Source organism: Gelidibacter mesophilus DSM 14095 (assembly GCF_000423005.1).
Classification (GTDB): domain Bacteria; phylum Bacteroidota; class Bacteroidia; order Flavobacteriales; family Flavobacteriaceae; genus Gelidibacter; species Gelidibacter mesophilus.
Genome location: NZ_AUHD01000001.1, coordinates 217,501 through 243,849 on the forward strand (window position 1 = coordinate 217,501; position 26,349 = coordinate 243,849).

The following is a 26,349-nucleotide window of genomic DNA, read 5'->3' on the forward strand; positions in this document are numbered from 1 at the left end:
GGGGTTGAATGCTACAATCTCTAAATAACTAACGTTATTCTTTTTTTCGTTGGTCAATCAAATCTTGCAATTCTTTGCCATATTTAGACGATTGGATTTCTGGACTTAGCACTTTGTTTATTGTGTCCAAATATCTCACATTGGCATCAGGGATTTCTGATATTGCCAAATAAGGTGCAATTTCGCTATTCTTATTATTGATGGCAAAATTGACGGTGTACAAATATTTTCTAACCATTAGGTTGTTATATTCCTTCAAACTTGAATCTATACGAATAGAATCTCCACTTTTTTGAGCTTCAAAGTTATTTTTGATGAGGTCGAGGTTTTTATCCTTAAATTTTGTCATCATCAATTTATATTCTTCCATTTTTTCTTGTTGCTTGGAGCCTTTTATTTTTGCGTCAAAAAGAAAGTTTTTTAAGGAAGTCTTGATTTCTGTAACACCTTGATCAGCAAAAAATGGTATTAAACCACTTTCTTGGCCATTCTTATCAAGTTTTAGGTAAAGGACTTCTGGTGTATCCAATTTTGCGTGAAGTTCAAAAAGCAAATCACCGTTTATATCTAAAGAATCTATTGAAACCAAGGAGGAATCTGCCACTCTTTGAAGATATACGGTTCCTTTTTTTAAATCCTTGATGGATCCTTTAAGTGTAAAATTTGATTGGTCTTTTGCACAAGACGAGACAATAAGTAAGCTGATAAAAAAAGCGATTCTCTTCATTGGAATTTCTAATTTTTTAAGAATTTGGATAGTGTTATTTAGAATTTTAGTCTCTCAAAAGCGTTGATCTGAGGACCTGATTTTGGTGCGCAAATATCTTATAAAAATCTTTTAAAAACTAACCTACCGCAACTATTCTCATGAGTTCGGCACATAAAAGGGCCCCGTAAGTTCCTACAACATAACCAAAGACAGCCAAAAGGGCACCCACGGTTGCTAGTGAAGGATGGAAGGCGGCGGCAACCACCGGTGCGGAAGCTGCACCACCAACATTGGCTTGACTTCCTACGGCCAAGAAAAAGTAGGGAGCTTTAATGAGTTTAGCAACAAGAATAAGAAGTAAGGCATGGATGGTCATCCAAACCAAACCAATAAGAATCAGTCCTGGATTTTCAAATATTTTTCCCAAATCCATTTTCATTCCAATCGTCGCGACCAATACGTAAATAAAGATACTCCCAATCTTACTTGCGCCAGCCCCTTCATAATTTTTCGCTTTTGTAAAAGAGAGCAAAATTCCTAATAATGTTGAAATTGAAATCAGCCAGAAAAACTGACTTCCAAACGACGAGAGTGCACTTTTTGGATCGCTGACGGCTTCAAAATTATCAGAGAGATAGTTCGAAATTATATCGGCACCATAATGTGCAACCCCAACTGCAACAAAGGCGAAGGCTAGAATGATTATAAAATCTGTCAAGGACGGAATTCTAATCGTTTTTTCGGTAAAGGTTTGCACTTTTTGTTGCAATTCGTTTATGGCGGTATTGTCTGCTTTTAACCAATTGTCTATTTTTTTACGCTTGCCAATCCCTAATAAAAGGACGGCCATCCAAATATTCGCGACAACAATATCTACCAATACCATGCCTCCATAGAGTTCTTGGTTAAATTGATATATTTCTAACATGGCTGCCTGATTGGCACCACCACCAATCCAACTTCCGGCTAAAGTGGCCAAGCCTCTCCAAACGGCATCGAAACCTGCACCTCCCACAGATTCGGGAGAAAATGTAGAAATGATCAAAATTGCAATTGGCCCACCTATAACAATCCCAATGGTTCCAGTAAAAAACATTACCAAAGCCTTCCAGCCTAAGTTGAAGACAGCTTTCAGATCAATGCTGATAGTCAGTAGTACCAAAGAAGCTGGTAACAGATAGCGGCTTGCAACATAATAGGTTTCTGAAACGTCAGCCGAAATCAATCCCAAGGAATTAAAAATGGCTGGAATCATATAACACATCAAGAGCCCTGGAATGTATTTATAAAACTTTGGCCAAAAGCCATTTGTTTTAGATTCTGTATAAAACACAAAACCAAGCGAAAGCATTAATAACCCAAAAACTATAGCATCATTCTTAAAAAAAACAAATTGATTGACGGTTGAAGACTTTATTTTTTCGGTAATGGAAAGCATCTCTTCATTATTATAGAAGCTGCTTTTATTGATAATAATTAGATTTTGTTCAGAAAAACGATCGGTCGTATTTAGTCTCAAGTCGAATAGCTTTTCCTTCTTATGTATGGTGATTGGTGCGTCGCTTAAATAATCAATACTATATGCTGAACCCGTTGAAGAAAACTTTAGAGTTCCTTTTGAAAATTTTTTATTTAAAACAACTTGGTTGATGCTTAACGAAGGATCGCTAGTCGAAAGCTGGATTTGAAATCTATTGAATGCAATTGAATCAACAGATACAGGTATGTCAAAATTTTCAGAATAACTCTCATTTGCTTTATCGATTATTAAGCTTTGAGCATTGGTGGAACCACTAGAAAAAGCTATGGCTCCGAGTAAAAGTAAAATTTTATAAAATGGACTCATTTGACGTTGGTTTGAGCCGCAAATTAGCAATAAATAATTTAGTGTCAAATTTAAATGTGGCACGGAATTTGGATATAGATACTTGTAAATAATTATGCTCTACATTACAAAAAAGGAGTAGTTAACCTTTAGAGACGTTAATATTACATTTTGGTTGGTTAGTTAGTTAAAAAGCACCTTGAAAAAGGTGCTTTTTTATACTCTATAATGAAGTCTTTATTTTTTTATAAAACCAACAATAGTCTTAATTAAATCTTCTGAGATTTTCCCGTTAAGATCATTGTATGATTTTGCGTTTTCTTGTGTATCACCTTCAATTATAAATAATACGTGGTTCATTTTTTCGATTAGTTTCAATTGAGATTTTTGGTTGGCTTCATGCAGCAGTTCTGCTTCAGCAGTTTCAACCTGTAAATCTTTAGTGCCATTGATAATTAAAACGGGAATGCTCAATGTTTTAATGATGGCTGCAGGATCATGTTTCATCCAACTCATCATAAATTCCTGTATATCCATATTGAAGATTGAAGCTAAAGCCGGGGGGAAGTCGGTGGTGGTTTGCCCTTTCTTCAAAATGTCAAATACTCTTTTGGTATCTTCAGTGAACATAGGAGCTGTTTTTTGTACCTGTTCAATAATGACATCATCAATGGGTTGACCTGCGCCTGCCAAAGAAATAAAGCCATCAACGTTTTGTTGTGCAGCCAACATGCCGATCAAGCTTCCTTGACTATGGCCTATAATATAGATGTTTTTAAATTCTTGCTTAGTTTTGAAATAATGGACCACATCAATGGCATCAGAGACAAAATCATCAAATTTAGTGTTTTGATCAACCGCGCTCATTTTAATTTGTTTGACAATGCGTTTGTCATATCTAAAGCTGGCAATACCATTTTGTGCAAGGTCCTGCGCTAGCTTTTTAAGGTTATTCGTTTTTAGAAAGTTTTGGTTCCCGTTTCTATCTGTTGGCCCAGAGCCGGCGATGATAATTGCGAGATGATCGGATCCAGAATTTGGAACAATCAGGCTGCCGTCAATCCATTTCGAAATGGTAAGATCTGTTTCGGAAAATGTCTTTTCTTGACTAAAAGCCAGTCCAGTAATGAGACTAAAAAATATTAATAAGATTTTCATATATTAATTTTTGATACACGAAGATACAATTACGTTGTCCAACTTTAATAATGAACGCCAAATTATGAAATATCTGATAATATAATTTCATTTAATTCGTTGAAAATAGATGTGTATTTAGTCGTTAAAATGTCACTTTTTGACCTATTTTGTTAAAATTTAATGTATTTCATCGATTTATTAAGTATTTGGACTGGGGAATTGAATTATAAATCTATATTTGAAGTGTACTAGAATTTATGTTTTAGTTCAATGGATTAATTAATTAATATTTGCTTTTGTTGTTGACTTAGAGACCCTAAATCTACACATTATAAAAACGCAAATTAGGAGAACCGAGGTTGAGGGACCTCGGTTCTTTCTTTTTCTATAAGGTTCTAAACGTAAGATTGATACGTTCCCTAGTGACTTTTTTCGTTTTCGGAATTTGATGCAACCAAAAGTGTTGCATTTCTCCTTTCATAATAAGTAAACTCCCATGTTCTAAATTCAGTTTGTGTTTTTCATCTTTAATTGTGCGATGTTTAAAATGAAATGACCGCGTCTCGCCCAAACTTAAAGAGGCGATTACTGGATTTTTTCCCAGTTCTTTTTCATTGTCAGCATGCCAACCGTTGCTATCGTTTCCAGTCCGATATAAATTGAGTAAAACAGTGGTAAATTCATGATGACATAGGGTCTCAATATCTCTTTTGATCCTCTCCAATTGAAGCGTCCATTTATTGGGCGTCATCGTTATGTTGGAGTAGCGGTATGGTTTTTCGTTGGTGGCGAATAATGCTGTTAGCCGTGGCTGCAAATGTGTTTTTCCAAAAATTTTAATGTTATCTTGTTGCCAAGGGACACTTTTTTTAAGATGTTCGAAATAGTCGGATGCAGTTTGGGGATTATAGAAATTGGGAATGTAGATGACTTCCGCATTTGGTAAATGAAGGTGTTTTTTTTCTGCAGAAAATAAGTCCATAGTATAAATTTTATCTAAATTAGCACAACTATGACGAAAAACAAAGCATTGCTTTTAGTACTAATTATCTTAGGTTTTGGATTTGTAGAATCTCCAACAGCACCATTACCTGAGGGATTTGTGTATGTTAAAGACCATATTCCTGATTTGGAAGTGGAACTGCGCTATTTTACAGACCATAACTTTGTGGGAATACCCATTGAAGGCTATCGTGCCAATAGATTGATTCTTACCAAAAATGCCACGGATGCCTTAAAAAAAGTCCAAGAAGAGATTCGAAATCAAAACTTATGTCTAAAAGTCTATGATGGCTATAGACCACAGCGCGCCGTAAACCACTTTGTTGAGTGGGCAAAAGAATTGGAGGACACCATAAATAAGGGAGAGTTTTATCCTGAAGTAGAAAAGCAGTTTTTGTTTCAGGAAGGGTATATTGCATCTAAGTCAGGCCATAGCCGAGGGAGTACGATAGATCTAACCGTGACTAATGGTGAAACCGGCGAGCCTTTGGATATGGGAGGATCCTATGATTTTTTTGGGGAGCAATCATGGTTGGATTACACGAATCTTACCGAAGCTCAAATGAAAAATCGGGAAATTCTGCAATCCGCGATGCTGAAGCATAACTTCAGAAATTATCCTAAGGAATGGTGGCATTTCACTTTAAGATGGGAGCCTTTTCCTGATACTTATTTTGATTTTTTGGTGGAATGATACTTCAGAAACAATAATTCAGTTACTTTTTATCTATTAGAATAATATAACCTTATGGAATGTATTGGAATAGCATTCTATCTTTACCATTCCAAATATAATCTTCTGAGCATCTATAACCGCGTAACCAAAGTTTTCCATCATAATTTCTTAGATAAAAGCCTTTTGGGTAAAGATCATTTCTAATAATTGGTTTTGAAAAGATGACTATAGATTCATCAGGATGTTGATTTTTAGTAAAAATTTTTGATTCTATTTGCGCATTGTATTTAAGCCTTAAATATGGGCCTAATTCAATTGGACAAACTGAAATGTTAGAATTTGAAATAGCAGATTCAATATCTGAAAAACTTCCACCACAATTTAAGCCTATATCTTCTAATTTAAGTTCAATAATAGATGTGGTGGTGCCCAAATTACCCAAATCAAAGGAGGTGGAATTGATTAATTCATGAGCAAACTCATTGAGCGAAATGTTACTTATGTTAAGTATATTTAGCACGGCTTCTTTGTTTAGATCCTGATTTGTTATCGTGAAAACATGATTTAGTTTTTCAGGATTGAACTCGAACAATTTCATATAGAATGTTTCATCTTTAATTTTTTTCTAAATTACTTGCCACAGTTGACCCGAAAGTATACCCCTAATTGAATATATAACTTAGTTCATTGGTCTCTAATAAAGCTAAAACCCCGCCTGCTCGGACGTGTAGGCCAGCCTAATAATGTCTGGTAAATATATAATTAAGTGTATTTAGCTTTAACTTCTAATATTTTGAGAAGTTCCGATAGTTATTGACATCAGGGATTTTCATTGATTCCTTTCTGAAAATGTATGAGAAGATGATTCGTTTTCTATTTCAAGAATACAATAGGCTTCCAATTTGTTAAAAAAACTATACTACTTTGCGCTCTAGTGCTTATTAAAATATCTTTTCCCCTTAGTGCAAATGTTAAAGCTATAAGGGTTTCTATTCTATGTTCTTCACTTCTTCTTGATCAGGTTCAAATCCCAATAAATCATCGATGGTGCTTGCGGTAACAGAATGATAATTTGGCCGGGATTTTTCGTAAATTTTCAAAGCATCTTCCGTTCTATCGTTTCTTTTGAACGCTTTGAAAATTGTTTCCACATACCATCGTCGGCCAACTGAAACCAAAAATTCCTGAATTTTTGAATCTATATTTTTTCCGTGATAATCATGGTTTAGAGCTTGTTCATACCATACCATTTGAATATAGGAATTCGTAGAATTGGTAAGATTAAAGATCTTGTCCAAAGTTTTCATTTGGTCATCGGTCATCGTTTGTGGGAAATTCCGAATAAAATGCACCCATTCTTGAGGTGTCCAATCTGTGGTCACCTCATTATTAATTTTATCTGAAGCTAGAAACTCTTGAAGCGTCTGTTCGACATTTTTGAATCTATCAGAGTTGATGATGGCTTGGTTTTTTGGAACTCCTGGTTGGTTGATCCATTCGTCCACATTAAAATTAACCTTGTTTTTTTCCAACAGATTGGTGCTGAGGTAGGGTATAAATTTTTCTGTGGTCATGGATGAAAAGGCATGTTCTTTGAAATAGTGTTTTAAAAAGGCATCAAACTTATCGCGACCCACGGTTTCTTCCAAGGTTCTTAAAAAGAGATAGCCTTTATCATAAGCAATACTATTCATCCCATCATCTGGATTTTTGCCTTTCAAGTTGAGCTTTAGTTTGGTTGCATTTGGGGTGTCTTTTAAATTGTCCAATTCATCATCTAAATCCTGTCGACTAATTAACGCGAGCATATCTGCACGTTCTTTGCCATAGAGCGCTTCCATGATGCGCATTTCAAAATACACAGTAAACCCTTCATTGATCCAAAAGTCATTCCAGGTAGCATTGGTGACCAAATTTCCAGACCATGAATGTGCCAACTCATGCGCCACCAAAGAGGTCAAACTTTTATCACCAGCAATAACCGTTGGTGTCGCAAAAGTTAAGCGAGGATTTTCCATGCCGCCAAAAGGAAAGCTCGGAGGTAAAACAATCACGTCAAACTGTTCCCAAGCATAAGTTCCATAAAGTCGTTCTGCGGCCGACACCATATTTTCCATATCTGAAAACTCCTCATACACTCTATTTAGCATTGATTTTTCAGCATAAACACCTGTACGGTCACTGATGGCCTTATATTCAAAATCACCAACCGCCAATGCAATAAGATAGGATGGGATGGCCTGTTTCATTTGAAACTGGTAAAGACCGTCGTCAGATTTTGTTTTCGGATTTTCAGCACTCATCACCGCCATTAATCCTTTAGGAACTTTAACCCTGGCTTCGTAGGAAATCCGTATTTGAGGACTATCTTGAATTGGAATCCAAGTTCTCGTTAAAATGGCCTGCCCTTGTGTAAATAGAAATGGATTGGTTTTATCTGCCGTTTGCTGAGGTTTCAACCATTGTAAGGCTTCTGTGTCCTTGGTAGTTTTATAGGTGATTGCAATCTTTTTAGTGTTTTTGTCAATGGTGATGGTCAAAGGTTGTCCCAAAAGCTTATCGTTCGCACCCAATGAAAACTCAGTGTCTTTCCCATCGGCTGTCACGGAGTCGATTTCGAGATGTTTGGAATCTAAAATAATTTGTGTACTGTTATTGCTCACAATGTCATAAGTGGCTGTTCCACGAATACGTTCGTTTTTAAAATCAACCGTAATATCTAAATTCAGATGCTCAATGAAGGCATTGTTTGGTTTTGCATAAGAATGCGGTTCCTCCACATAGCTATAGACCACTATGGGTTCTTCCTTTTGTTCTGCACAGCTCGTCATAATCAGGAAGATGAGATATAGTATTGCTTTTTGATTGTTCATGAGAATGTTGTACAATTTTAGTTTTCGAAGATAATATTTAATTGAATGAAATTAAAGTTGTAAATACCAATAGGCCCAATACATGAGGCCAAATTGTAAGGGAATACGCAAAATCAATAGCCACTGTGGAATGCCAGCACCTTGTTTCTTGCCGGAAAGCATGTAAAAATGGACTAATAAAAATACAACGAGCATTGCAATGATACCTCCAATAGCGACATTTTTTGTTGATGGAAAACAAAGCCCTAACCCCAATAGAATTTCTGCTATCCCACTAAGACTGACCATTAGTTTGGGTTTGGGTAAATATCTTGGCATGATGCGTAAGTAGGTTTTAGGTCGAATAAAATGCATGAGTCCGGCAAAAATGTAAATTGCCGCCATGAGGTAAAGATGCCAAGGATATATCATAAATTTTAGTCTTTATAGGCATTATAGGTTAATCCAATACCATAATTATTGAGTCCTGATTGGAGTAAGGTGGATTGAAAATCGCCTCCTTTTTCAAAGCGCGTCCATTCATTGTCATTGACGAAAACACGTTTGATATAAGTTCTGTTTTCAGAAATCTCATCTGTAAATGGTAGGAGGGGTCTGAAATTGGTCGGAATTTTAATAACGCCGCCATCTCTTGATTTCATTTCCTTATATTTTTTGTTGGACAGTAGTTTTCCATTATCGTCCGTATAGCCCAAAACTTGTAGGGAAACAAAGAAACCGGTATCAGGAACAAAGATGTCCTCCTCTGAAATGTCAAGAATAAATTCATCCCCTTGCTTTTCTGTCGCTCTGAAAACAATGGTTTTATAGATGAGCTCTTTTCCTGGATAGCCATTGCTATTGTTGTAGAATTTCACTTTAAATAATGTAGAAAACGGCTTTTTATCGGCATTGGAGCGTTTGCGTTTTTCCCAATCCTTAGATTCTAGTGTTATGGGAAAATGAACTTTCGTGATTTTTTTTAATGCCGTATCTGGATTTTTGAAAAACACTGCAATTTCAGACTCTATTGTTGGCAACCAGCAATGGTAATAATCGTCATCTAGATAAGCTTTGATTTTCTCTTCCTTAAACTTTCGATCCAAGTTAGCCGTGATCAAGACTTCATCCAAAGCATTGACATCAATAGCCATTAAGATGGTATCTGGCAGGTTAGAAGTGGCAATCTTGACCTCTTTATAGCCTAACGCCGAAATAAAGAGCGAATCAATGTCTGGGTAGAGAGTTTTTGTAAAGTTAAATTCGCCTTCATCATTTGCAAATAGTCCATTGCCATTATTAAAAGAAATGGTGGCATAAGAAACAGGGTAGTTTGATTGGGCATCCTTTATTTTGGTTTGGGAAAAGCTAATGCCTACACAAAATAGGAACATATAAATTGGGGCAGATTTATAATTCATAGGGCTGTTTTCTTCAATGTCCGCTTTTATTTTTTTGTGCTGAGAACATATAAGCCGTTCAAGATGATATTATCGATTTTGAGATCAGTCAACTTTCAAGCTTTTAGACTTTAAAGATACATTATTAATAAAAAAGCGGCTAAAAAAAGTGAAGTGTTTAATGTTAGATGGATTGAAAAATTATTTTTTATTGAAGGGTTGTAATTAAAAAGATCTATATGAGGACCTTAATTAGACACAAATTTTAATCCGACAATGGATAAGATAAGCGTTGCCAGGAAGAAGACTCTCCAAAAGTCGGCAGATTCCTTAAATATAAAAATACCCACTAATACGGTGCCAATCGCGCCAATTCCTGTCCATACCGCATAGGCCGTTCCTATGGGTAAGGTTTCGGTAGCCTTGATCAAAAGTAACATACTGATGGTCAAACAGACCAAGAAACCTATATACCACCATGTTGCAGTTGCCCCTGTTGCATATTTTGCTTTTCCCAGACAAGCTGCAAATCCCACTTCAAATAACCCCCCTATAATTAAAATGATCCAATTCATAAGACCTAAATATTAAATTTTTTCGCTTTACTTCGAGCTTTCAACCTCAAGCTCTAAGCTTCTAGTACCAGCGCTTTTTATTGCTTTTTGATCCTTGTCCTTTACGTCCTTTTTTATGTTTGCTTCCCGTTTTATTGGACTTATGAATAATAGGTTTTGCGTTCGGATCTAATGGATAAGGATGCTCATTTTCTACAGGAATTTGTGTGTTGATCAATTGTTGAATGGTTTTGATATACGTTTTTTCGTCTGCAGAGCAAAGGGAGTAGGAATTCCCAAAGTTTCCAGCTCGCCCAGTCCTGCCAATGCGATGCACATAGGTTTCAGGAATATGTGGAATATCAAAGTTGACCACGGCATCCAATTCGTCAATATCAATCCCTCTTGCGGCCACATCGGTTGCTATAAGGATATTGACGTCGCCATGTTTGAATTTGTTTAAAGCAGATTGTCGATCGGTTTGCGTTTTGTCACCATGGAAACTTTCAACTTTAAATCCATTTTTGATTAAGGTTTGTTCCAATTTTTCTACACCAAATTTTGTGCGCCTAAATATTAAAATATGGCCTTTAATTGTGTTTCTTAAAAGGTGTAGACATAATTCAATCTTATTTTGCTTAGGGACAAAATATAATACTTGGCTCACATTTTTTGCGGCCGATGATGTTGGGGTGACTTCAACACGCTCTGGCGATTTCAATATGGAATTTGCCAATTGTTCCACTTTAAAAGGTATGGTTGCAGAGAATAACAGAGTTTGTTTTTCCTTTGGACACAAGCGTTCAATTTTTGTGACATCATCAATGAACCCCATGTCCAGCATCAAATCGGCTTCGTCCAACACCAAGATTTCGATATAATCTAAATTGATTTGATCCTGTTTGTGCAAATCGAGCAAACGACCGGGAGTTGCAATGACAATGTCTACACCTTTTTTAAGCAGCTCAATTTGTGGATCAATGGACGCTCCTCCAAAAATAACCATCGATTTTAAGTTGGTATGGGCACCATAGGTTTTGAAGTTTTGAGAAATTTGAATGGCCAATTCTCTAGTTGGGCTAATAATTAAAGCTCTTACTTTTTTGCCTTTCTTTACGGCATCTTGATGGTCATAAAGGAGCTGTAAAATGGGCAGTGCAAATGCTGCAGTTTTACCAGTACCCGTTTGCGCAGAGGCAATTACATCTTTTTTGGCCAAAACCAATGGGATGGTTTGTTCTTGTACTAGGGTAGGCGTATCGTAGCCAGATTCAGCTACCGCTTTTAAAATGGGTTTATTGAGTTGTAAGTCCTTAAATGACATTTATAATTATTTTGTGCAAAGATAGCAGAAAATATAGTGGGAATTTTGAGATCCACGACGTGCTTTTTAATCAATGGCGTTTTTGGTAACAAACACACGCCACCCAATAATTGCCATTTGCAGTTTGGACGCTTTTGAAAGATCCAATCCTTTTTTGGAATAGCTCGGAAGAACAGCTTTATTGATCTTTGCTAAAAATTGAAAGAAGTTTTTTTTCATAAAGACCTAGTTGCGTTAACACCAAAGATAAAAATTTAAGTCTTTAAATTTAAAAATTAATCCTGAATACCAAAAACCAAGAAGAAACTCATTCTGGAACTGAGCTTAACTTAGTTTTTGCATTTAGCCAATGGAAAAAATAATACTTAAAATAATTTTGACAAGTGTGATCATATTCGTGGTGTTTAAAGAGTTAATGATTCGTGTTAAATTGCAATTGTCGTTTCAATATATACGTTTTAATTGATTTTTAAATGTGGGAGAACATTTGGAAAAATGGAATAGAGAACACATCTTTCCATTAAGTAAAGGCGGCTTTTATAAAATCGATTTGGATGATGTGTTTGATGGTAAAGAGATGTATTGGAATACCAATTCGCTGCGTCATGGAATGAGTGATGCACACGCACTAAGTGCAGTGGACACTCGGGAAAACAGCCGACGCAATAATTTACTTTATGGGCAGTATAATGGGCCAAAAGGGACTTTAGGTAAATTTAAAGGAGATGTGGCACGCAGTGTTTTTTATATGGCGGTGCAGTACAACGGACTTGAGATTGTCAATGGATCTCCAGAAGGAGTTTTAGGGCAATTGGGCGATTCAAAAACCTTATTGAGATGGCGCAGGAACGACCCGCCTGACGATTTTGAAATGAACCGAAATAATATCATTTATACGTGGCAAATTAATAGAAATCCTTTTATCGATCAGCCTGAATTGATTGAATATGTTTGGGGTAATAGAGTAGGACAGGTTTGAAGTAAGGAGTTGGGTTTAAAAGATGACAAGGTGCTTAATCTTAGAGTTCATCCAATTCCAACTAGAGATAGAATTTACATTTCAGGAATTCAGAACGATAACCAAATAGAAGTCTTTAGCATCGATAGCCGTAAAGTGGTGCAGCATCGTGTGACTGAAGAGGTGTCTTTAGGACTTAACTCAGATTTCGGATTATCATCAGGTATTTATCTGATGCGGTTGGAATCACAAGGAAAATCCTTGAATAAAAAGATTATGGTAGAGTAACCACAATAAAATAGAAATCCCAAATTAAATTATGAATTTGGGACTTCTTAAAGAATTTAAATCCTTGTTAATTCTTTTTTGTTGTAACAATGATCACACCATTTTCGCCTTTCTTTCCGAATTTTTTAGTGGCGTGTTCATCTTTTAAAACAAAAACGGACTCAACATCAGTTGCTGCTATAGCATCCATTTTTTCTTTTGTAGTTTCTTTTCCGTCAACAATGTAAAGTGGTTGATGTTTAGATTGTGAGAATAAATTTGAAGGTTGTTCATGTATGATTTCGGTGTTTTCATCAACTTCAGAACTTTTGATTTTTTGGCTGTTTTTCTTTTCAAAGATTGATTCTTGGTCTTCAGTTTTAGCGTTCTTTTTGGAAGTAATAAGAATCACCCCATTCTTTCCTTTATCGCCATACTTTTTTGTGACAGCTTTATCCTTTAACACCTGAATATTGTCGATGCTGTTTGGGTCAATGGCGTTCATTTCGTCATTCTTGATCTCTTTTCCATCAAAAATTACCAATGGTGAATTTTCATCGTTTTTAAAGATCTGGGATTCCTTAGTTCTTTTTTTAACAGATAAGACTTCTACATCTTCACCTTGAGCATTGGTCCAGTTGACTTTGTCTGTGGTCCTCTCCATGAATATTGAATCTTTGATTGAGCCGTCCTTGTTTATTTTCTTATAAATCACATGATAGGATTCATCTTGATTGTTCGTGGTTTTTTCAAGAACTGACTGTCCATCATCATCCGGTTCAACTTTAAAGGTTTGGCTCAACTGATGAGCTTGCTCGCCCACATCAATGTTTCCATTGGACGGGTTCATCGAAATTTCGATAGGATCAATTGGTTCAGATAATTTTTTGGAATGAACAAGCTTTGAGTTTTCATGGTTATACGCAACCTTGATTCCAATAATCTCGTTTTTTGAATTCCTTTTTATGTTCTTGAAGGTGATGATCGCTCCATTTTCCGAAAGTTTATCTTTTATGAAATCCAGTTGTTGATCCTTGGTATCCTTGGTCACCACAAATTTTAAAATGTTTTGTTGATCGTGTTTTGGTGATTCTGTAGGGTTAACTGAAGTTTGCGCGATAGTTTCGGTATTAAAAGTCATGGCGAAAATGGCCAATAAGGGAACGATAATACTGTATTTCCAAGTGTTCATAAGATTTGATTTTGATTTGTGTAACATAACGATTCGTTTTTTGACTTGTCCGAAAGCGGTGAAAAGTGTGATTGGTTTTCCAAATACTTTAAGACGGATTGATGAATTATAAAAAGTGTTGATGACTGTTAAATTTTGTTCTGGCAAACTGGTTTTAAGCAATAGCATTTGATAGCGCTCTTCACAATCGGTTTGCTTTTGAGTGTGATGATCGGCAATGAATTCTAAATTTTGTTTGAGTGCTTTTTTGTAAAGCCAGATGAAAGGATTGAACCAAAATAAAGCCGTGGCAAGATCAATTAATACAGCATCCATGCTGTGCAATTGGGAGGCGTGAATCTTTTCGTGTTCTAGAATGAGTTCCAATTCCTCCTCATTAAAAAGCTTCGGATTAAAAACAATCCATTTGAAAAATGAAAAAGGTGTTATATTCTGTGAAGTTTTTACATAGTTATATTTGCCAAATTTTTCCTTGTTGTTATTTTTAATAAGGATGGTTAACGAAAAGAATTGGAGGAGCAATCTGCCAAAAAAGAAACTCGCACCAAGGGCGTAAATGCACAACAATAAAGTGGAGACGTTAAATGATGCTTCTGGACGAGTTTGGACGGTTGTCGCAATCATTGTAAATCCGCTAGAGGTAGTTGCTGGTATGTCCAAATAAATGGGAATTATCATAAAAGGAAATAGAAGTGCGGTAATCAATCCTGCTAATAAAAACCATCTGTTAGCGTTGAAAAATGTTTCCTTCTGCAAAAAGAAGATATAGCACCCGTAAAAAATAGCTATTAATGCACTCACTTTTAGTATATACTCCATAATTAAAGTGTTTTTGTGTTGTTGGTTTCGCTTTCTTGAGATTTTTTTGTCTCAATGAGCGCAATAATTTCCTGAAGTTCAGCCACGCTTATTTTCTCTTCCTTAGCAAAAAACGACACCACGTTCTTATAGGAATTATTGAAATAATTTTCGATAGCAGTGCTCATAAACCGTTTCTTATAAGCTTCCTTGCTGACAATGGGGAAATACTGATGGGTCTTTCCGTAGGCATGATAACTTACGTAGCCTTTCTCTTCCAAATTTCTGATAGTAGTGGATAGGGTATTATAATGTGGTTGGTCTTCTGTGATCTCAACCATGACATCTTTTACGAACGCTTTTTTAAGCTTCCAGATGATGTGCATGATTTCTTCTTCTTTATTAGTGAGCTTTTGCATGTGTCGTTATTTTTTGTAAACTAAAAAATGAAAATTCTATTTTGAAATTCAAAGATAACTATTTTTTTAGTTATACAACTATAAAAATAGTTATTTAACGAAATGTGTAGTTATTAATACTGTTTAAATAATAAACACACCGCTTTGGGTGTGTTTCCTCCTTAACAGTGTTGAAGTTTATTTGTTATTTTTGGTTGTGGCTATAATGGCACCATCTTTTGCTTTCTTGCCATAAATGCTCGTGGCGGTATCAGGTTGAAGTTGGTCCACTGATTGGAGGCTGTTGGAATTTGCCAATTGCTTCAGTGTACGAAAATCCGACTCTTTACCATCTATAATAATAATCTTTTTCGAATTCTTATCATCGGGGAAATTAAATTTATTCAATGCCGAATCATTGTCGTGATTGTCGAAAAACCAAGAGAGATTGTTTCTTGAAAAACCGCTGGATTCCATTTGTTTTTTCATCTTTTCCCTGAGTTCGTCTAGATTTAATGTTTGGCCATTCAAAAAGAAAGCATGATCCTGAGCATCGAAGAAATCGTCAAAATTTAAATTTCCAAATTGTGGCATCGAAGATAAATCGAGAGAATCTGGATCAAATCCAAATGGAGACATATTAGGGCGATTAAAAAATGCCATCGCTCCTTGTTCTTTGCTAGAGCCTGTGATATAAAGTGTATCATCTTTTTTTCCAAAGATAATCTGCGGGATTGGCACATTACTGGACATGTGGCTTACCGCTTGATTTCCGTTAACATCAGTCAGTTCTATTTTGATACCAATAATTTTGCTATCAGCGTTGCGTTCTATTTGAGTGAAGGAAGCGGTAATTTGTTGTTCTTTGAGAAGCGTTTGGATGTCCTCAAATTCTGAATCTGAAGTATTACTGTCAATTGTAACCGACGTGTTGTCGTTAGGAACTTTATTCACATCCGTATAAACCTCGCTTTTTGCTTGGGCAAAGGGTTTTGATTTGTGGGCGAAAGTTTTTAAGGAAATTAGACCAATAATGGCAACAACGATTACGCCCAATCCGATTTTAATAAATTTAGCAGTTTTCATTTTATGTCGTTTTTATTCAAGATTATTACATAATTAAATATGATATAAAAGTTTAACGAAACTTTTGTTTGGAATGTTAACGATTGTGAAAATCAAAAGAATGTGATTTAAATATTGAGCATTAGAGCATTAAAATTTTTATGCGATAAGTTTTAATTTTAGATGTTCATGTTGAAAATTATAAAAGAAAATTTTTAAAAGTGGATGAGTGATTTTTTTCTATTTTGATAAACTTCAATAGTTTTATCGTACTATGAATATAGTATCTTCGCAAAAAAAATAATTTATGAGTATTGTTTGGGTAGTATTAGGTTTAATTCTTTTGGTAGTAGGTGGCGAATTTTTAGTACGTGCTTCCGTTGCGTTATCACTTAAATTTAATATCTCCAAATTGGTCATTGGTATGACCGTGGTGTCATTTGCAACATCAGCTCCTGAGCTTTTGGTGAGTTTACAGGCTGCCTTAGCCGGTTCTTCAGATATTGCTTTAGGCAATGTCATTGGCTCCAATATTGCAAATATTGGTTTGGTTTTGGGTATTACCGTTCTTATTTCTCCAATTGTTGTTGACAAGAATTTTTACAAACTTAATTGGCCAATGATGATGTTGCTATCCGTGGTGCTTTATTTTATGTTGCAAAGCGGAAATGTTCTCAACCGATGGGAAGGTGCAGCCTTATTGCTTTCTCTTGTGATCTTTCTTATGGTTTTGATCAGACGCTCAAGAAGGCAGCCTGAAACCAATATAGAAGATGTTGATGAGTCTTTGCAAATCACTTCAGGGTTCAAAATTACTATTTGGTTGCTTATTGGCGCCGCCGCGCTCTATTTTGGTAGTGAATGGCTTGTCTTTGGTGCCAAGGAAATGGCCATTTCTTTTGGTGTTAGTGAACGCGTTATTTCAGTAACCATGGTCGCAATTGGTACAAGTGTTCCAGAATTGGCAGCCTCTGTGATCGCAGCTTTAAAAAAGGAGAAAGCCATTTCATTGGGGAATTTAATTGGCTCTAATATTTTCAATATAGCCTCAGTACTCGGACTTACGGCAATCATTCAACCAGTTGTAGTGAATAGTCCAAAAATATTGAGCAATGATATGATTTGGATGATAGCATTTGCATTTGTTTTAATTCCTATGATTTTTCTTCCAAAGAAATTCGAGCTAGGTCGACTCAAAGGATTCATTTTGCTTGCATCCTACCTCATTTTTATCTTTTTAGCCTTTTATGTCGAAAATTAGAGGGGTGATTATTGCGAATATCACAAAATTTAACCCAGCACCCTAAATTTTTAGGGGTGCAATTTATTTTGTCTTCTATTTTTTTTATTTTTGTGACATAATTTTAACCAAATACACAAATTATGTCAACGCTACGCTTTCATGCTATTAAAAAAACTCTCGATCGTAAACCTATTGTTTTTGAGGAAACAGAACGCCGATCTGCAATTTTTGGTTCCAATGTTTTTAATGAGGCCACCATGCGGCAGTTTCTTACCAAAGAAGCTTTTAATAGTGTCATGTCTGCAGTTGAAAATGGAACCAAGATAGACCGATCTGTTGCCGATCATATTTCAACAGGAATGAAAGAATGGTCTATCTCAAAAGGGGCAACCCATTATTCACACTGGTTTCAGCCATTAACAGGTTCTACTGCTGAAAAACATGATGCGTTTTTTGAAACTATTGGTAACGGATTGGCTATTGAAAAATTTGGCGGTTCACAATTGGTGCAACAAGAGCCCGATGCATCCAGTTTCCCTAATGGAGGAATTAGAAATACTTTTGAAGCTCGAGGTTACACAGCATGGGACCCAACGTCTCCGGCATTTATTTACGGCACTACCTTATGTATTCCAACAGTGTTTGTGTCCTATACAGGAGAAGCTTTAGATTATAAAACCCCTTTGCTACGAGCCTTGTTTGCGATGGATACTGCAGCAGTTGCGGTTTGCAAATATTTTGACAAGAACGTGAAGAAGGTAAATACATCATTAGGTTGGGAGCAAGAATATTTTTTAATTGATAGGGCCTTAGCGGCGTCCAGACCAGATATAGTACAGACAGGTCGCACCTTATTGGGCCATTCAGCGGCAAAAGGGCAACAGTTGGATGATCATTATTTCGGATCTATTCCAGCTAGAGCATTGTCTTATATGATGGATTTGGAAGTAGAATGTATGCTTTTAGGAATTCCGGTTAAGACAAGACATAACGAAGTGGCTCCAAACCAATTTGAATTGGCACCAATTTTTGATGAAGCAAACTTAGCGGTCGACCATAATTCCTTACTGATGGATGTGATGCACAAAGTGTCAGAACGACATAACTTTAAGGTTTTGTTTCATGAAAAACCGTTTGCTGGGGTTAATGGTTCTGGTAAGCACAATAACTGGAGTTTGACTACAGATACAGGTATTAATTTGTTAGGACCAGGCAAAACGCCAATGAGTAATTTACAGTTCTTAACGTTTTTCATCAATACTATAAAGGCTGTGAACGATCATGAAGAGCTTTTAAGAGCAGCAATAGCCTCGGCAAGCAATGATCATCGTTTGGGTGCAAATGAAGCACCGCCCGCAATTATGTCCGTTTTTATTGGAGAACAATTGACAAATGTGTTGAACGAATTGGAGAATGTGACCAATGGCAAACTGTCGCCAGAGGAAAAAACCGATTTAAAACTGAATGTTGTTGGGAAGATTCCGGATGTATTACTGGATAATACAGATAGAAATAGAACCTCCTCATTTGCATTTACAGGTAATAAATTTGAATTCAGAGCCGTAGGATCTACTGCCAATTGTGCCAATCCCATGACTGTTTTAAATACAATTGTGGCCAAGCAATTGACGGATTTTAAAGTTGAAGTTGATAAGTTGATCAATGACAAGGAAATGAAAAAAGATGATGCCATTTTCAATGTATTGAGAGACTATATCAAAAAGTCAAAAAACATTCTTTTTGAGGGTAATGGTTATGGTGAAGAATGGGAAAAAGAGGCTAAAAAGCGAGGCTTAAGCAATCACAGGACGACCCCTGAAGCGTTGAAAGCAAAAGTATCCAAAAAAGCAATCGCGCTTTTTGAAGAAATGGGCGTTATGAATAAAGTGGAGAGCGAAGCACGCTACGAGATTGAAATGGAAGAATATGTGCTACGTATCCAAATTGAAGGACGGGTATTGGGCGATATTGCAAGAAATCATATTGTACCTGTGGCAGTTCAGTACCAAAACCGATTAATTAAAAATGTCAAAGGTTTAAAGGAGATCTATGGGAAAGACTTTAAGAAATTTGCCCAAGAACAACTTAATTTGATCGAAGATATTTCAGGGCATATTTCTTCTATTAATTCTGATGTTACTAGAATGACCGATGAAAGAAGAACGGCTAACCTAGTAGAAGACTTTGAAAAGAAAGCACATGATTATTGTTTTAAGGTAAAACCTTTGTTTGACAGTATCCGATATCATTGTGATAAATTGGAATTATTAGTAGATGATGAGCTTTGGCCGATGACAAAATACCGTGAATTGTTGTTTACAAGTTAATTTAGAATAACACTTTTTCGAAATCATAAAAAACCTCCTTGCTAGAGGTTTTTTTTGTGTGCTGTATTGCTCTCAAACCGTCCTCAAATGGGTAAGTTTACTTAGATGTCCGTCTAAATCTGGTAGTTTGTCTAATTAAAACGCAACTAAACGAAAACATCGTTAAAGACACGAAATCAGCGTCTTGTTTTCGTAGATTTGTAGTGCTATTAATCAATATCTATTAAGATGAAAAAACTTATTCTAAGCCTTGCGGCTTTGGCATTCGCGACCTATTGGTTTTCTCAAGATGATTCAAATGATGATGCTGCGCTTTCAAATCAAGATACTGTGGCAGTCATCCATAATGGGATTCAAAAAGATTCTCAACTTAAGTAATAAGTTGGGCTAAACTTAAATAAAATCTATATTGTAATCATATTTTGAAAAACAATAAAAGGACAATTAATTTAAAAAATTAGTTGTCCTTTTTTTTATACCTATAATCAACGTAATCCTCCAAGGTTTCCCAGAGAATATTTAGAGGAGCGAAGGTTAAAAACAAGCGCAATACTTAATTCAAATACGAATATCAGGGAAAACTAAAATACAATCCTTATTTTTACGTTTCCAATTTAAATTATGAGTCAAGACATTAATAAAAGGTATGCCCAAAGAGGTGTTTCAGCTTCTAAAGAAGATGTTCATAATGCCATCAAGAATATTGATAAGGGCTTGTTTCCACAAGCATTTTGTAAAATTGTGCCAGATTATCTTACCAACGATGAGGAATATTGTCTCATCATGCATGCTGATGGTGCGGGGACAAAGTCATCTTTGGCATATATGTATTGGAAAGAAACGGGTGACATTTCTGTTTGGAAAGGTATAGCGCAAGATGCATTGATCATGAACATTGACGATTTGCTTTGTGTGGGGGCTACAGATAATATCATGTTGTCCTCTACAATTGGAAGAAATAAAAATGTCATTCCTGGAGAAGTCATTTCTGCAATTATAAATGGTGGAGAAGAACTGATTTCAGAATTACGGTCTTTTGGTGTAACCATCCACTCTACAGGCGGTGAAACCGCTGACGTAGGCGATCTGGTGCGTACCATTATTGTAGATTCCACGGTTACGGCACGAATGAAACGATCGGAAGTTATCGATAACGCAAATATTAAAGCAGGAGATGTTATTGTTGGGTTGTCTTCATCTGGACAGGCGAGTTATGAAACCGCCTATAATGGTGGGATGGGCAGTAATGGTCTGACTTCGGCAAGGCATGATGTGTTCCATAATTATTTGGCTGAAAAATTTCCAGAAAGTTTTGATGCCGCAATTCCTAAGGATTTGGTATACTCTGGAACCGTAAAATTGACCGATGCTGTTGAAGGATCACCGGTGAATGCAGGGAAGCTGGTGCTTTCGCCAACTCGGACATATGCACCAATAATCAAAAAGATTTTATCTAAATATACACCTGAAGATATTCATGGAATGGTGCATTGCAGTGGTGGTGCCCAAACCAAGATTCTTCACTTTATAAAAGACCTTCATATTATCAAAGATAATTTATTCCCTATTCCTGCGTTATTTAAATTGATACAGGAACAATCCAATACCAATTGGAAGGAAATGTATGAAGTGTTCAACTGCGGCCACCGTATGGAGCTATATGTGCCGCCATCCATAGCTGAGGATTTGATTGCAATATCAAAATCCTTTAACGTGGAGGCGCAAATAGTAGGAAGGGTGGAAAATGCCGCTAAAAAGCAGTTGACCATTTCAAGTGAATATGGAGAATTTAAGTATTAAAAACTAGTCTAAAACATTAATTCCTACTTAATGAGAAAGATTTTATGGATGTGCATGGTATTGCTATGCCAATTTTCAATCGGTCAAACTACAAATGCCGGAAAGGATTCCTTACCTATTAAAGAGGTACCTAAATGGGTTCTAAGCAACAGAGCTAGTATTGATATCAGTGAAGTGACCTTTGTCAACTGGAGTTCGGGAGGTAGTAATTCAATTTCTGGGCTTTTGGGATTCAAATCATCTTATAATTTTATTGGCGATAATTTTTATTGGAAAAACAGAGGAGAAGCGCGCTATGGAATGAATAAACAAGAGAGTCAGAATTTGAGAAAAACGGAGGATCTTCTTGAGCTAAATTCGAGTATGGGATATAGAAAGGATTCCTTGACCAATTGGTTTTTTTCTGCTCATTTTAACTTTAAATCGCAGTTTACCAATGGTTATAAATATCCAGACCGCGAGCGGGAGATTTCAAAATTCATGGCCCCTGGTTACATGTTTATTGGTGGAGGTGCTGAATATGGCAAGGATATGGAGAAATTCTCATTTTATTTTTCGCCTTTAACCGTCAAAACCACTTTTGTTCTTGATGAAGACTTATCAAATAGTGGTGCTTTTGGTGTCGATCCCGCCATATATGATGAGGATGGCAACCTAGTCAAGTCCGGCCAAAGAATGAGAAATGAGGTCGGTATTCTGGTAACCCACTTTTTTGAAACTGAAATGTTCGAAAACATCAATATCTCAACAAGACTTAGCTTATACACTGATTATATTCAAAGTTTTGGAAATGTGGATGTGGATTGGCTTGTCAATTTTGATTTTAAGGTTAATCAATACGTTAAGGCTTCTTTGACTTCTCATCTACGATATGATGACGATATCAAAACGACTACAGCAACCGAAGTGGAGGGAGAGTATGTGGAAAGCGGCGCCAGGGTGCAATGGAAGCAACTTCTAGGTATTGGTGTTGCTTTTAATTTTTAGGCTGCAAATTTCTTGATATCTTCTTTTTGCTGTTATTAAATTGAGTTCATTCTTTATGGGTTCAAAGTTGTTAAGGTCAATTTAAGAATTTGGACCGTACCTATAAAAAATTATATTTTAGACCCTAATAATTGGGGTCAAACAAATCTAATTTTTTTACTTATTAGCATGTTTTTAGCGTTGAGTCCCATCTCTAAAACATTCCTTTTTAAGAAAACATCTATTTTAGATTTCCAAAGTTTATTTTTAAAATTTGTTAACTTTATAATGTTGATAAATCTTTAATCATTTGATTTTAAGTAAAATACATGTATTTTAATGTAGACTTTATGATTTTGATCATGTGATGGATTGTTTATTTTTTGTTTCTTTATGCTTTCTAACAATTAGTTTTCAATTGATAAAGCATAAAAATCCATGAAAGTTGACACCCTTAGTGCTCCTACCGCAACCTATACTCAAGAAGAAGCTTTTGAAGCGTCCTTAACTTATTTTAAAGGTGATGATTTAGCCGCCAGAGTTTGGTTGAATAAATATGCTCTTAAAGATTCTCAAGGTCATATTTACGAAATGACGCCAAATGATATGCACCGTCGTATTTCAAAAGAAATTGCAAGAATTGAGTCAAAATATCAGAATCCGATAACCGAACAAGAAGTTTTTGACCTTATCAAGGATTTCAAATATATCGTTCCTCAGGGTAGCCCAATGGCAGGTATTGGGAATCCATTTCAAATTGCATCACTTTCAAATTGTTTTGTTATTGGCAATTCTGGTGATTCGGATTCATACGGTGGGATTATGAAAATTGATCAAGAACAGGTGCAGCTGATGAAACGTCGTGGAGGTGTTGGACATGACTTGTCGCACATCCGTCCAAAAAGCTCACCGGTTAAAAATTCAGCGTTGACCTCTACGGGCATTGTTCCATTTATGGAGCGTTATTCCAATTCCACAAGGGAAGTAGCGCAAGATGGTCGTAGGGGTGCTCTAATGTTGTCGGTTTCTATCAATCATCCAGATGCTGAAGATTTTATTGATGCCAAATTGGAGCAAGGTAAGGTTACCGGAGCTAACGTTTCAGTTAGAATCGATGACGATTTTATGAGAGCTGTCAAATCCAACAGCACCTACACTCAAAAATACCCAATTTTTAGTGAAGATCCTAAATTCTCAAAAACCATTCAAGCCAATGGCATTTGGAAGAAAATTGTACATAACGCCTGGAAATCTGCTGAACCGGGAATTTTATTTTGGGATACCATCATCAATGAATCCGTGCCAGATTGTTATGCTGATTTAGGGTATAAAACCGTTTCGACAAACCCTTGTGGCGAAATTCCATTATGCCCCTATGATTCCTGCCGATTGCTGGCCATCAATTTATTCTCATATGTACAACAGCCCTTTACAAAAGAAGCAACATTTAACTTTGAACTTTTCAAAAAGCACGTGGCATCTGCGCAGCGTATCATGGATGATATCATCGATTTGGAATTGGAAAAGATCGATGTGATTTTACAAAAAATAGATGCTGATCCTGAAGACGCCGATATTAAAGCGATAGAAAGGAATTTATGGGTAAATATTAGAACAAAAGCTAAGGAAGGCAGAAGAACGGGTGTTGGAATTACTGCAGAAGGTGATATGCTGGCCGGTTTGGGCATTCAATACGGAAGTAAAAAAGGCAATGAATTTTCAGTTGAAGTTCATAAAGCTTTGGCGCTTGCTGCCTATCGTGCATCGGTGGATTTAGCTAAGGAACGTGGTGCATTTGCATTTTTTGATGCTGAACGTGAAACGAATAATCCGTTCATTCAGCGCTTAAAGGCAGCCGATGAAAAGCTCTATTATGATATGACAGAATTCGGTCGTCGTAACATTGCTTTATTGACCATAGCCCCCACCGGTACCACAAGTTTGATGACCCAAACCTCTTCTGGGATTGAACCTGTATTTATGCCGGTTTATAAGAGACGTCGTAAAGTAAATCCTAATGATAAGGAAGCTCGCGTAGACTTTGTGGATGAAATAGGTGATTCTTGGGAAGAATATGTAGTTTTTCATCACAGATTCAAACAATGGATGGAAGTCAACGGGTATGACGTTGCCAAAAATTATGAGCAGAAAGAATTGGATGTTTTGATTAAAAAATCGCCATACTACAAAGCAACTTCCAACGATGTCGATTGGATGAGCAAAGTGTCCATGCAAGGGGCGGTTCAAAAGTGGGTAGACCATTCTATTAGCGTCACCATCAATTTACCGAATGATGCTACAGAAGAATTGGTTGGAAAGCTTTATATGGAAGCATGGGAAGCTGGATGTAAAGGTGTAACCGTTTATAGGGATGGCTCTCGTTCTGGCGTGTTGATCTCTAACGATGAGAAGAAAGAGGAAGATCAGGATATTTTGACCACGTTTCCAACAAAGCGCCCACAGATATTGGAAGCTGATGTAGTAAGATTCCAGAACAATAAAGAAAAATGGATTGCTTTTATAGGTCTCATTGATGGTAAACCTTATGAGATTTTCACAGGTCTTGCGGATGATGAAGACGGAATTTTGATCCCTCGCTGGGCCAATGAGGGGTTTATAATCAAAAATAGGAATGAAGATGGGACTTCGCGTTATGACTTTCAGTATAAGAATATCAGAGGTTATAAGACCACTATTGAAGGCCTCTCACATAAGTTCAATCCAGAATATTGGAACTACGCTAAAATGATTTCAAGTACCTTACGTCATGGGATGCCGATAGATAAAGTGGTGGACTTGATTAACAGTTTGCAATTGGACACAGAATCCATCAATACATGGAAAAATGGGGTGGCAAGGGCTTTAAAGCGTTTTGTTGCAGATGGTACCCAAGCTAAGGGGCAAATGTGTAGCAGTTGTAAATCTACAAATCTTATTTATCAGGAAGGTTGTTTAACCTGTAAGGATTGTGGCTCTTCAAAATGTGGGTAAAACGTGCATTGTATAGATAGATGACTGTAATTTAATTGAGATTATAGTAATTTTAAGCGTAATCGAGATAGCAAAAGTGTTTCGACTACGCTTTTTTTATTGGGATATATTCTATTCTTTTTTTTTGCGAACTACCGGTATGAGCGACTCAGTAATGCATTTTATTTTAAAGTACCAAGATTAAGATATTTATAATCTTCCAAGGCGTCCAAATTTTCGATTTTTTGCGTACAGCCATTTTTTAAGAGGTATAGGTCGTCACAAATATCAATAACGTCTCTATAGTAGTGATCTGTGATAACAATAGCCTTTTTCTCTTTTTCGGCACGTATCAATTCTTTTATTTTTTCAATATGCAAAGGCGCGATATTCGAAAACGGCTCGTCCAATAAAATGATAGCACTTTCCTGTTTCAGTACAACATAGGTTTCAATGACGCGACGTTCGCCACCGGATACCTTATACATTTTCGAATTGTAATTTGTAGAAAAACTATCGAAATATGCGATAAATTCTTCCCAGTCCAACATTAGAAGCTTAAAGAGTGTTTTAATTTTTAAATGGTCAGGAGCAAGATGGTGCTGTGGTAGGTAAACGACATTTCTTTGACCGTAAAGTGGTTTCAGTAAAGGTTTTTCATCGATCTTTAGAAACTTGTATTTTGGTTGAAGGGATCCAAAAAGGATTTGTAACAGACAACTTTTGCCAGAACCATTCCGTCCTAGAAGTCCAACAATTTTACCGGTTTCAGCCTTTAAATAAATACCGTTTAAAATACGACGTTTATCAAAATACAATTCAACACTGTCCAATTCAATAATCATATAAAAGCTTTCATAATTAAAAGAAAGATAATGGTAAT

General features: G+C 36.3%; 24 protein-coding genes. 9 read left to right on the forward strand and 15 right to left on the reverse strand.

Going from position 1 to position 26,349, the window contains the following annotated elements; translation table 11 throughout:
• Positions 1–34 precede the first annotated feature (34 nt).
• The 4 genes from G525_RS0101050 to G525_RS0101065 form a co-directional block, all read right to left on the reverse strand.
• Positions 35–727 carry a DUF4369 domain-containing protein gene (locus tag G525_RS0101050; protein ID WP_027124484.1) on the reverse strand — a complete coding sequence of 231 codons (693 nt, stop codon included), beginning with the start codon at positions 725–727 and terminating at the stop codon, positions 35–37.
• 118 nt (positions 728–845) lie between these two features.
• Positions 846–2,147, reverse strand: a complete 1,302-nt coding sequence (locus G525_RS0101055; RefSeq protein WP_051209730.1) for a DUF819 family protein — start codon at positions 2,145–2,147, stop codon at positions 846–848.
• 624 nt (positions 2,148–2,771) lie between these two features.
• A complete protein-coding gene (locus G525_RS0101060) occupies positions 2,772–3,692 on the reverse strand; it encodes an alpha/beta hydrolase (RefSeq protein WP_027124486.1) in 921 nt (306 codons plus the stop codon).
• Between the two features lie 367 nt (positions 3,693–4,059).
• Positions 4,060–4,656 carry an alpha-ketoglutarate-dependent dioxygenase AlkB family protein gene (locus tag G525_RS0101065; protein WP_027124487.1) on the reverse strand — a complete coding sequence of 199 codons (597 nt, stop codon included), beginning with the start codon at positions 4,654–4,656 and terminating at the stop codon, positions 4,060–4,062.
• 30 nt (positions 4,657–4,686) lie between these two features.
• Here G525_RS0101065 and G525_RS0101070 point away from each other — a divergent pair, with 30 nt between their 5' ends.
• Positions 4,687–5,370 (forward strand): M15 family metallopeptidase, encoded by a 684-nt coding sequence (locus tag G525_RS0101070; protein ID WP_027124488.1) that lies wholly within the window; start codon positions 4,687–4,689, stop codon positions 5,368–5,370.
• 52 nt (positions 5,371–5,422) lie between these two features.
• On the opposite strand, the gene G525_RS21540 is transcribed toward G525_RS0101070, so the two are convergent.
• From G525_RS21540 to G525_RS0101105, 7 genes are all read right to left on the reverse strand, one after another.
• Positions 5,423–5,950: a hypothetical protein gene (locus tag G525_RS21540; RefSeq protein WP_051209673.1), complete on the reverse strand. Its 528-nt coding sequence runs from the start codon at positions 5,948–5,950 to the stop codon at positions 5,423–5,425.
• Positions 5,951–6,341: 391 nt separating this feature from the next.
• Positions 6,342–8,225: a M1 family metallopeptidase gene (locus tag G525_RS19975; RefSeq protein WP_035478733.1), complete on the reverse strand. Its 1,884-nt coding sequence runs from the start codon at positions 8,223–8,225 to the stop codon at positions 6,342–6,344.
• A gap of 51 nt (positions 8,226–8,276) precedes the next feature.
• On the reverse strand, positions 8,277–8,636 hold the full coding sequence (locus tag G525_RS0101085) for a DoxX family protein (protein ID WP_027124489.1): 360 nt from the start codon (positions 8,634–8,636) through the stop codon (positions 8,277–8,279).
• Between the two features lie 5 nt (positions 8,637–8,641).
• On the reverse strand, positions 8,642–9,625 hold the full coding sequence (locus G525_RS0101090; protein ID WP_051209675.1) for a hypothetical protein: 984 nt from the start codon (positions 9,623–9,625) through the stop codon (positions 8,642–8,644).
• Between the two features lie 227 nt (positions 9,626–9,852).
• On the reverse strand, positions 9,853–10,179 hold the full coding sequence (locus tag G525_RS0101095) for a DMT family transporter (RefSeq protein WP_027124491.1): 327 nt from the start codon (positions 10,177–10,179) through the stop codon (positions 9,853–9,855).
• A gap of 61 nt (positions 10,180–10,240) precedes the next feature.
• Positions 10,241–11,482, reverse strand: a complete 1,242-nt coding sequence (locus G525_RS0101100; RefSeq protein ID WP_027124492.1) for a DEAD/DEAH box helicase — start codon at positions 11,480–11,482, stop codon at positions 10,241–10,243.
• 66 nt (positions 11,483–11,548) lie between these two features.
• Positions 11,549–11,701 (reverse strand): hypothetical protein, encoded by a 153-nt coding sequence (locus tag G525_RS0101105; RefSeq protein WP_027124493.1) that lies wholly within the window; start codon positions 11,699–11,701, stop codon positions 11,549–11,551.
• A gap of 256 nt (positions 11,702–11,957) precedes the next feature.
• Here G525_RS0101105 and G525_RS21545 point away from each other — a divergent pair, with 256 nt between their 5' ends.
• Positions 11,958–12,461 (forward strand): endonuclease, encoded by a 504-nt coding sequence (locus tag G525_RS21545; RefSeq protein WP_027124494.1) that lies wholly within the window; start codon positions 11,958–11,960, stop codon positions 12,459–12,461.
• A 30-nt stretch (positions 12,462–12,491) separates the two neighbouring features.
• A complete protein-coding gene (locus G525_RS21550; protein WP_169514417.1) occupies positions 12,492–12,728 on the forward strand; it encodes a T9SS type A sorting domain-containing protein in 237 nt (78 codons plus the stop codon).
• Between the two features lie 67 nt (positions 12,729–12,795).
• Here the strand turns inward: G525_RS21550 and G525_RS0101120 are convergent, their stop codons facing one another.
• From G525_RS0101120 to G525_RS0101130, 3 genes are all read right to left on the reverse strand, one after another.
• Entirely contained in the window at positions 12,796–14,718 is a 1,923-nt protein-coding gene (locus G525_RS0101120; protein WP_035478736.1) for a M56 family metallopeptidase, read from the reverse strand.
• Positions 14,719–14,720: 2 nt separating this feature from the next.
• Entirely contained in the window at positions 14,721–15,116 is a 396-nt protein-coding gene (locus tag G525_RS0101125) for a BlaI/MecI/CopY family transcriptional regulator (protein WP_027124497.1), read from the reverse strand.
• A gap of 177 nt (positions 15,117–15,293) precedes the next feature.
• Entirely contained in the window at positions 15,294–16,181 is an 888-nt protein-coding gene (locus tag G525_RS0101130; RefSeq protein ID WP_027124498.1) for a hypothetical protein, read from the reverse strand.
• 286 nt (positions 16,182–16,467) lie between these two features.
• On the opposite strand from G525_RS0101130, the gene G525_RS0101135 reads away from it, so the two are divergent.
• The 6 genes from G525_RS0101135 to G525_RS0101160 all read left to right on the forward strand — a co-directional run bounded on the left by G525_RS0101135 (position 16,468) and on the right by G525_RS0101160 (position 25,487).
• Positions 16,468–17,421 carry a calcium/sodium antiporter gene (locus G525_RS0101135; protein ID WP_027124499.1) on the forward strand — a complete coding sequence of 318 codons (954 nt, stop codon included), beginning with the start codon at positions 16,468–16,470 and terminating at the stop codon, positions 17,419–17,421.
• Positions 17,422–17,543: 122 nt separating this feature from the next.
• Positions 17,544–19,730: a glutamine synthetase III family protein gene (locus tag G525_RS0101140; RefSeq protein ID WP_027124500.1), complete on the forward strand. Its 2,187-nt coding sequence runs from the start codon at positions 17,544–17,546 to the stop codon at positions 19,728–19,730.
• A 228-nt stretch (positions 19,731–19,958) separates the two neighbouring features.
• Positions 19,959–20,108, forward strand: a complete 150-nt coding sequence (locus G525_RS22165; protein WP_157491845.1) for a hypothetical protein — start codon at positions 19,959–19,961, stop codon at positions 20,106–20,108.
• A 243-nt stretch (positions 20,109–20,351) separates the two neighbouring features.
• A complete protein-coding gene (locus tag G525_RS0101150; protein ID WP_027124501.1) occupies positions 20,352–21,530 on the forward strand; it encodes an AIR synthase related protein in 1,179 nt (392 codons plus the stop codon).
• Between the two features lie 30 nt (positions 21,531–21,560).
• A complete protein-coding gene (locus tag G525_RS0101155; RefSeq protein ID WP_027124502.1) occupies positions 21,561–22,517 on the forward strand; it encodes a DUF3078 domain-containing protein in 957 nt (318 codons plus the stop codon).
• 417 nt (positions 22,518–22,934) lie between these two features.
• Positions 22,935–25,487 (forward strand): adenosylcobalamin-dependent ribonucleoside-diphosphate reductase, encoded by a 2,553-nt coding sequence (locus G525_RS0101160; protein WP_027124503.1) that lies wholly within the window; start codon positions 22,935–22,937, stop codon positions 25,485–25,487.
• A 161-nt stretch (positions 25,488–25,648) separates the two neighbouring features.
• On the opposite strand, the gene G525_RS0101165 is transcribed toward G525_RS0101160, so the two are convergent.
• A complete protein-coding gene (locus tag G525_RS0101165) occupies positions 25,649–26,311 on the reverse strand; it encodes an ATP-binding cassette domain-containing protein (protein WP_027124504.1) in 663 nt (220 codons plus the stop codon).
• Between the last annotated feature and the right edge of the window lie 38 nt (positions 26,312–26,349).

Bases quoted from the DNA above. Each gene is read 5' to 3' on its own strand.
- G525_RS0101050 (WP_027124484.1), bottom strand. From the start codon at position 727: ATGAAGAGAATCGCTTTTTTTATCAGCTTACTTATTGTCTCGTCTTGT.
- G525_RS0101055 (WP_051209730.1), bottom strand. From the start codon at position 2,147: ATGCTTTCCATTACCGAAAAAATAAAGTCTTCAACCGTCAATCAATTT.
- G525_RS0101060 (WP_027124486.1), bottom strand. From the start codon at position 3,692: ATGAAAATCTTATTAATATTTTTTAGTCTCATTACTGGACTGGCTTTT.
- G525_RS0101065 (WP_027124487.1), bottom strand. From the start codon at position 4,656: ATGGACTTATTTTCTGCAGAAAAAAAACACCTTCATTTACCAAATGCG.
- G525_RS0101070 (WP_027124488.1), top strand. From the start codon at position 4,687: ATGACGAAAAACAAAGCATTGCTTTTAGTACTAATTATCTTAGGTTTT.
- G525_RS21540 (WP_051209673.1), bottom strand. From the start codon at position 5,950: ATGAAATTGTTCGAGTTCAATCCTGAAAAACTAAATCATGTTTTCACG.
- G525_RS19975 (WP_035478733.1), bottom strand. From the start codon at position 8,225: ATGAACAATCAAAAAGCAATACTATATCTCATCTTCCTGATTATGACG.
- G525_RS0101085 (WP_027124489.1), bottom strand. From the start codon at position 8,636: ATGATATATCCTTGGCATCTTTACCTCATGGCGGCAATTTACATTTTT.
- G525_RS0101090 (WP_051209675.1), bottom strand. From the start codon at position 9,625: ATGAATTATAAATCTGCCCCAATTTATATGTTCCTATTTTGTGTAGGC.
- G525_RS0101095 (WP_027124491.1), bottom strand. From the start codon at position 10,179: ATGAATTGGATCATTTTAATTATAGGGGGGTTATTTGAAGTGGGATTT.
- G525_RS0101100 (WP_027124492.1), bottom strand. From the start codon at position 11,482: ATGTCATTTAAGGACTTACAACTCAATAAACCCATTTTAAAAGCGGTA.
- G525_RS0101105 (WP_027124493.1), bottom strand. From the start codon at position 11,701: ATGAAAAAAAACTTCTTTCAATTTTTAGCAAAGATCAATAAAGCTGTT.
- G525_RS0101120 (WP_035478736.1), bottom strand. From the start codon at position 14,718: ATGGAGTATATACTAAAAGTGAGTGCATTAATAGCTATTTTTTACGGG.
- G525_RS0101125 (WP_027124497.1), bottom strand. From the start codon at position 15,116: ATGCAAAAGCTCACTAATAAAGAAGAAGAAATCATGCACATCATCTGG.
- G525_RS0101130 (WP_027124498.1), bottom strand. From the start codon at position 16,181: ATGAAAACTGCTAAATTTATTAAAATCGGATTGGGCGTAATCGTTGTT.
- G525_RS0101135 (WP_027124499.1), top strand. From the start codon at position 16,468: ATGAGTATTGTTTGGGTAGTATTAGGTTTAATTCTTTTGGTAGTAGGT.
- G525_RS0101140 (WP_027124500.1), top strand. From the start codon at position 17,544: ATGTCAACGCTACGCTTTCATGCTATTAAAAAAACTCTCGATCGTAAA.
- G525_RS22165 (WP_157491845.1), top strand. From the start codon at position 19,959: ATGAAAAAACTTATTCTAAGCCTTGCGGCTTTGGCATTCGCGACCTAT.
- G525_RS0101150 (WP_027124501.1), top strand. From the start codon at position 20,352: ATGAGTCAAGACATTAATAAAAGGTATGCCCAAAGAGGTGTTTCAGCT.
- G525_RS0101155 (WP_027124502.1), top strand. From the start codon at position 21,561: ATGAGAAAGATTTTATGGATGTGCATGGTATTGCTATGCCAATTTTCA.
- G525_RS0101160 (WP_027124503.1), top strand. From the start codon at position 22,935: ATGAAAGTTGACACCCTTAGTGCTCCTACCGCAACCTATACTCAAGAA.
- G525_RS0101165 (WP_027124504.1), bottom strand. From the start codon at position 26,311: ATGATTATTGAATTGGACAGTGTTGAATTGTATTTTGATAAACGTCGT.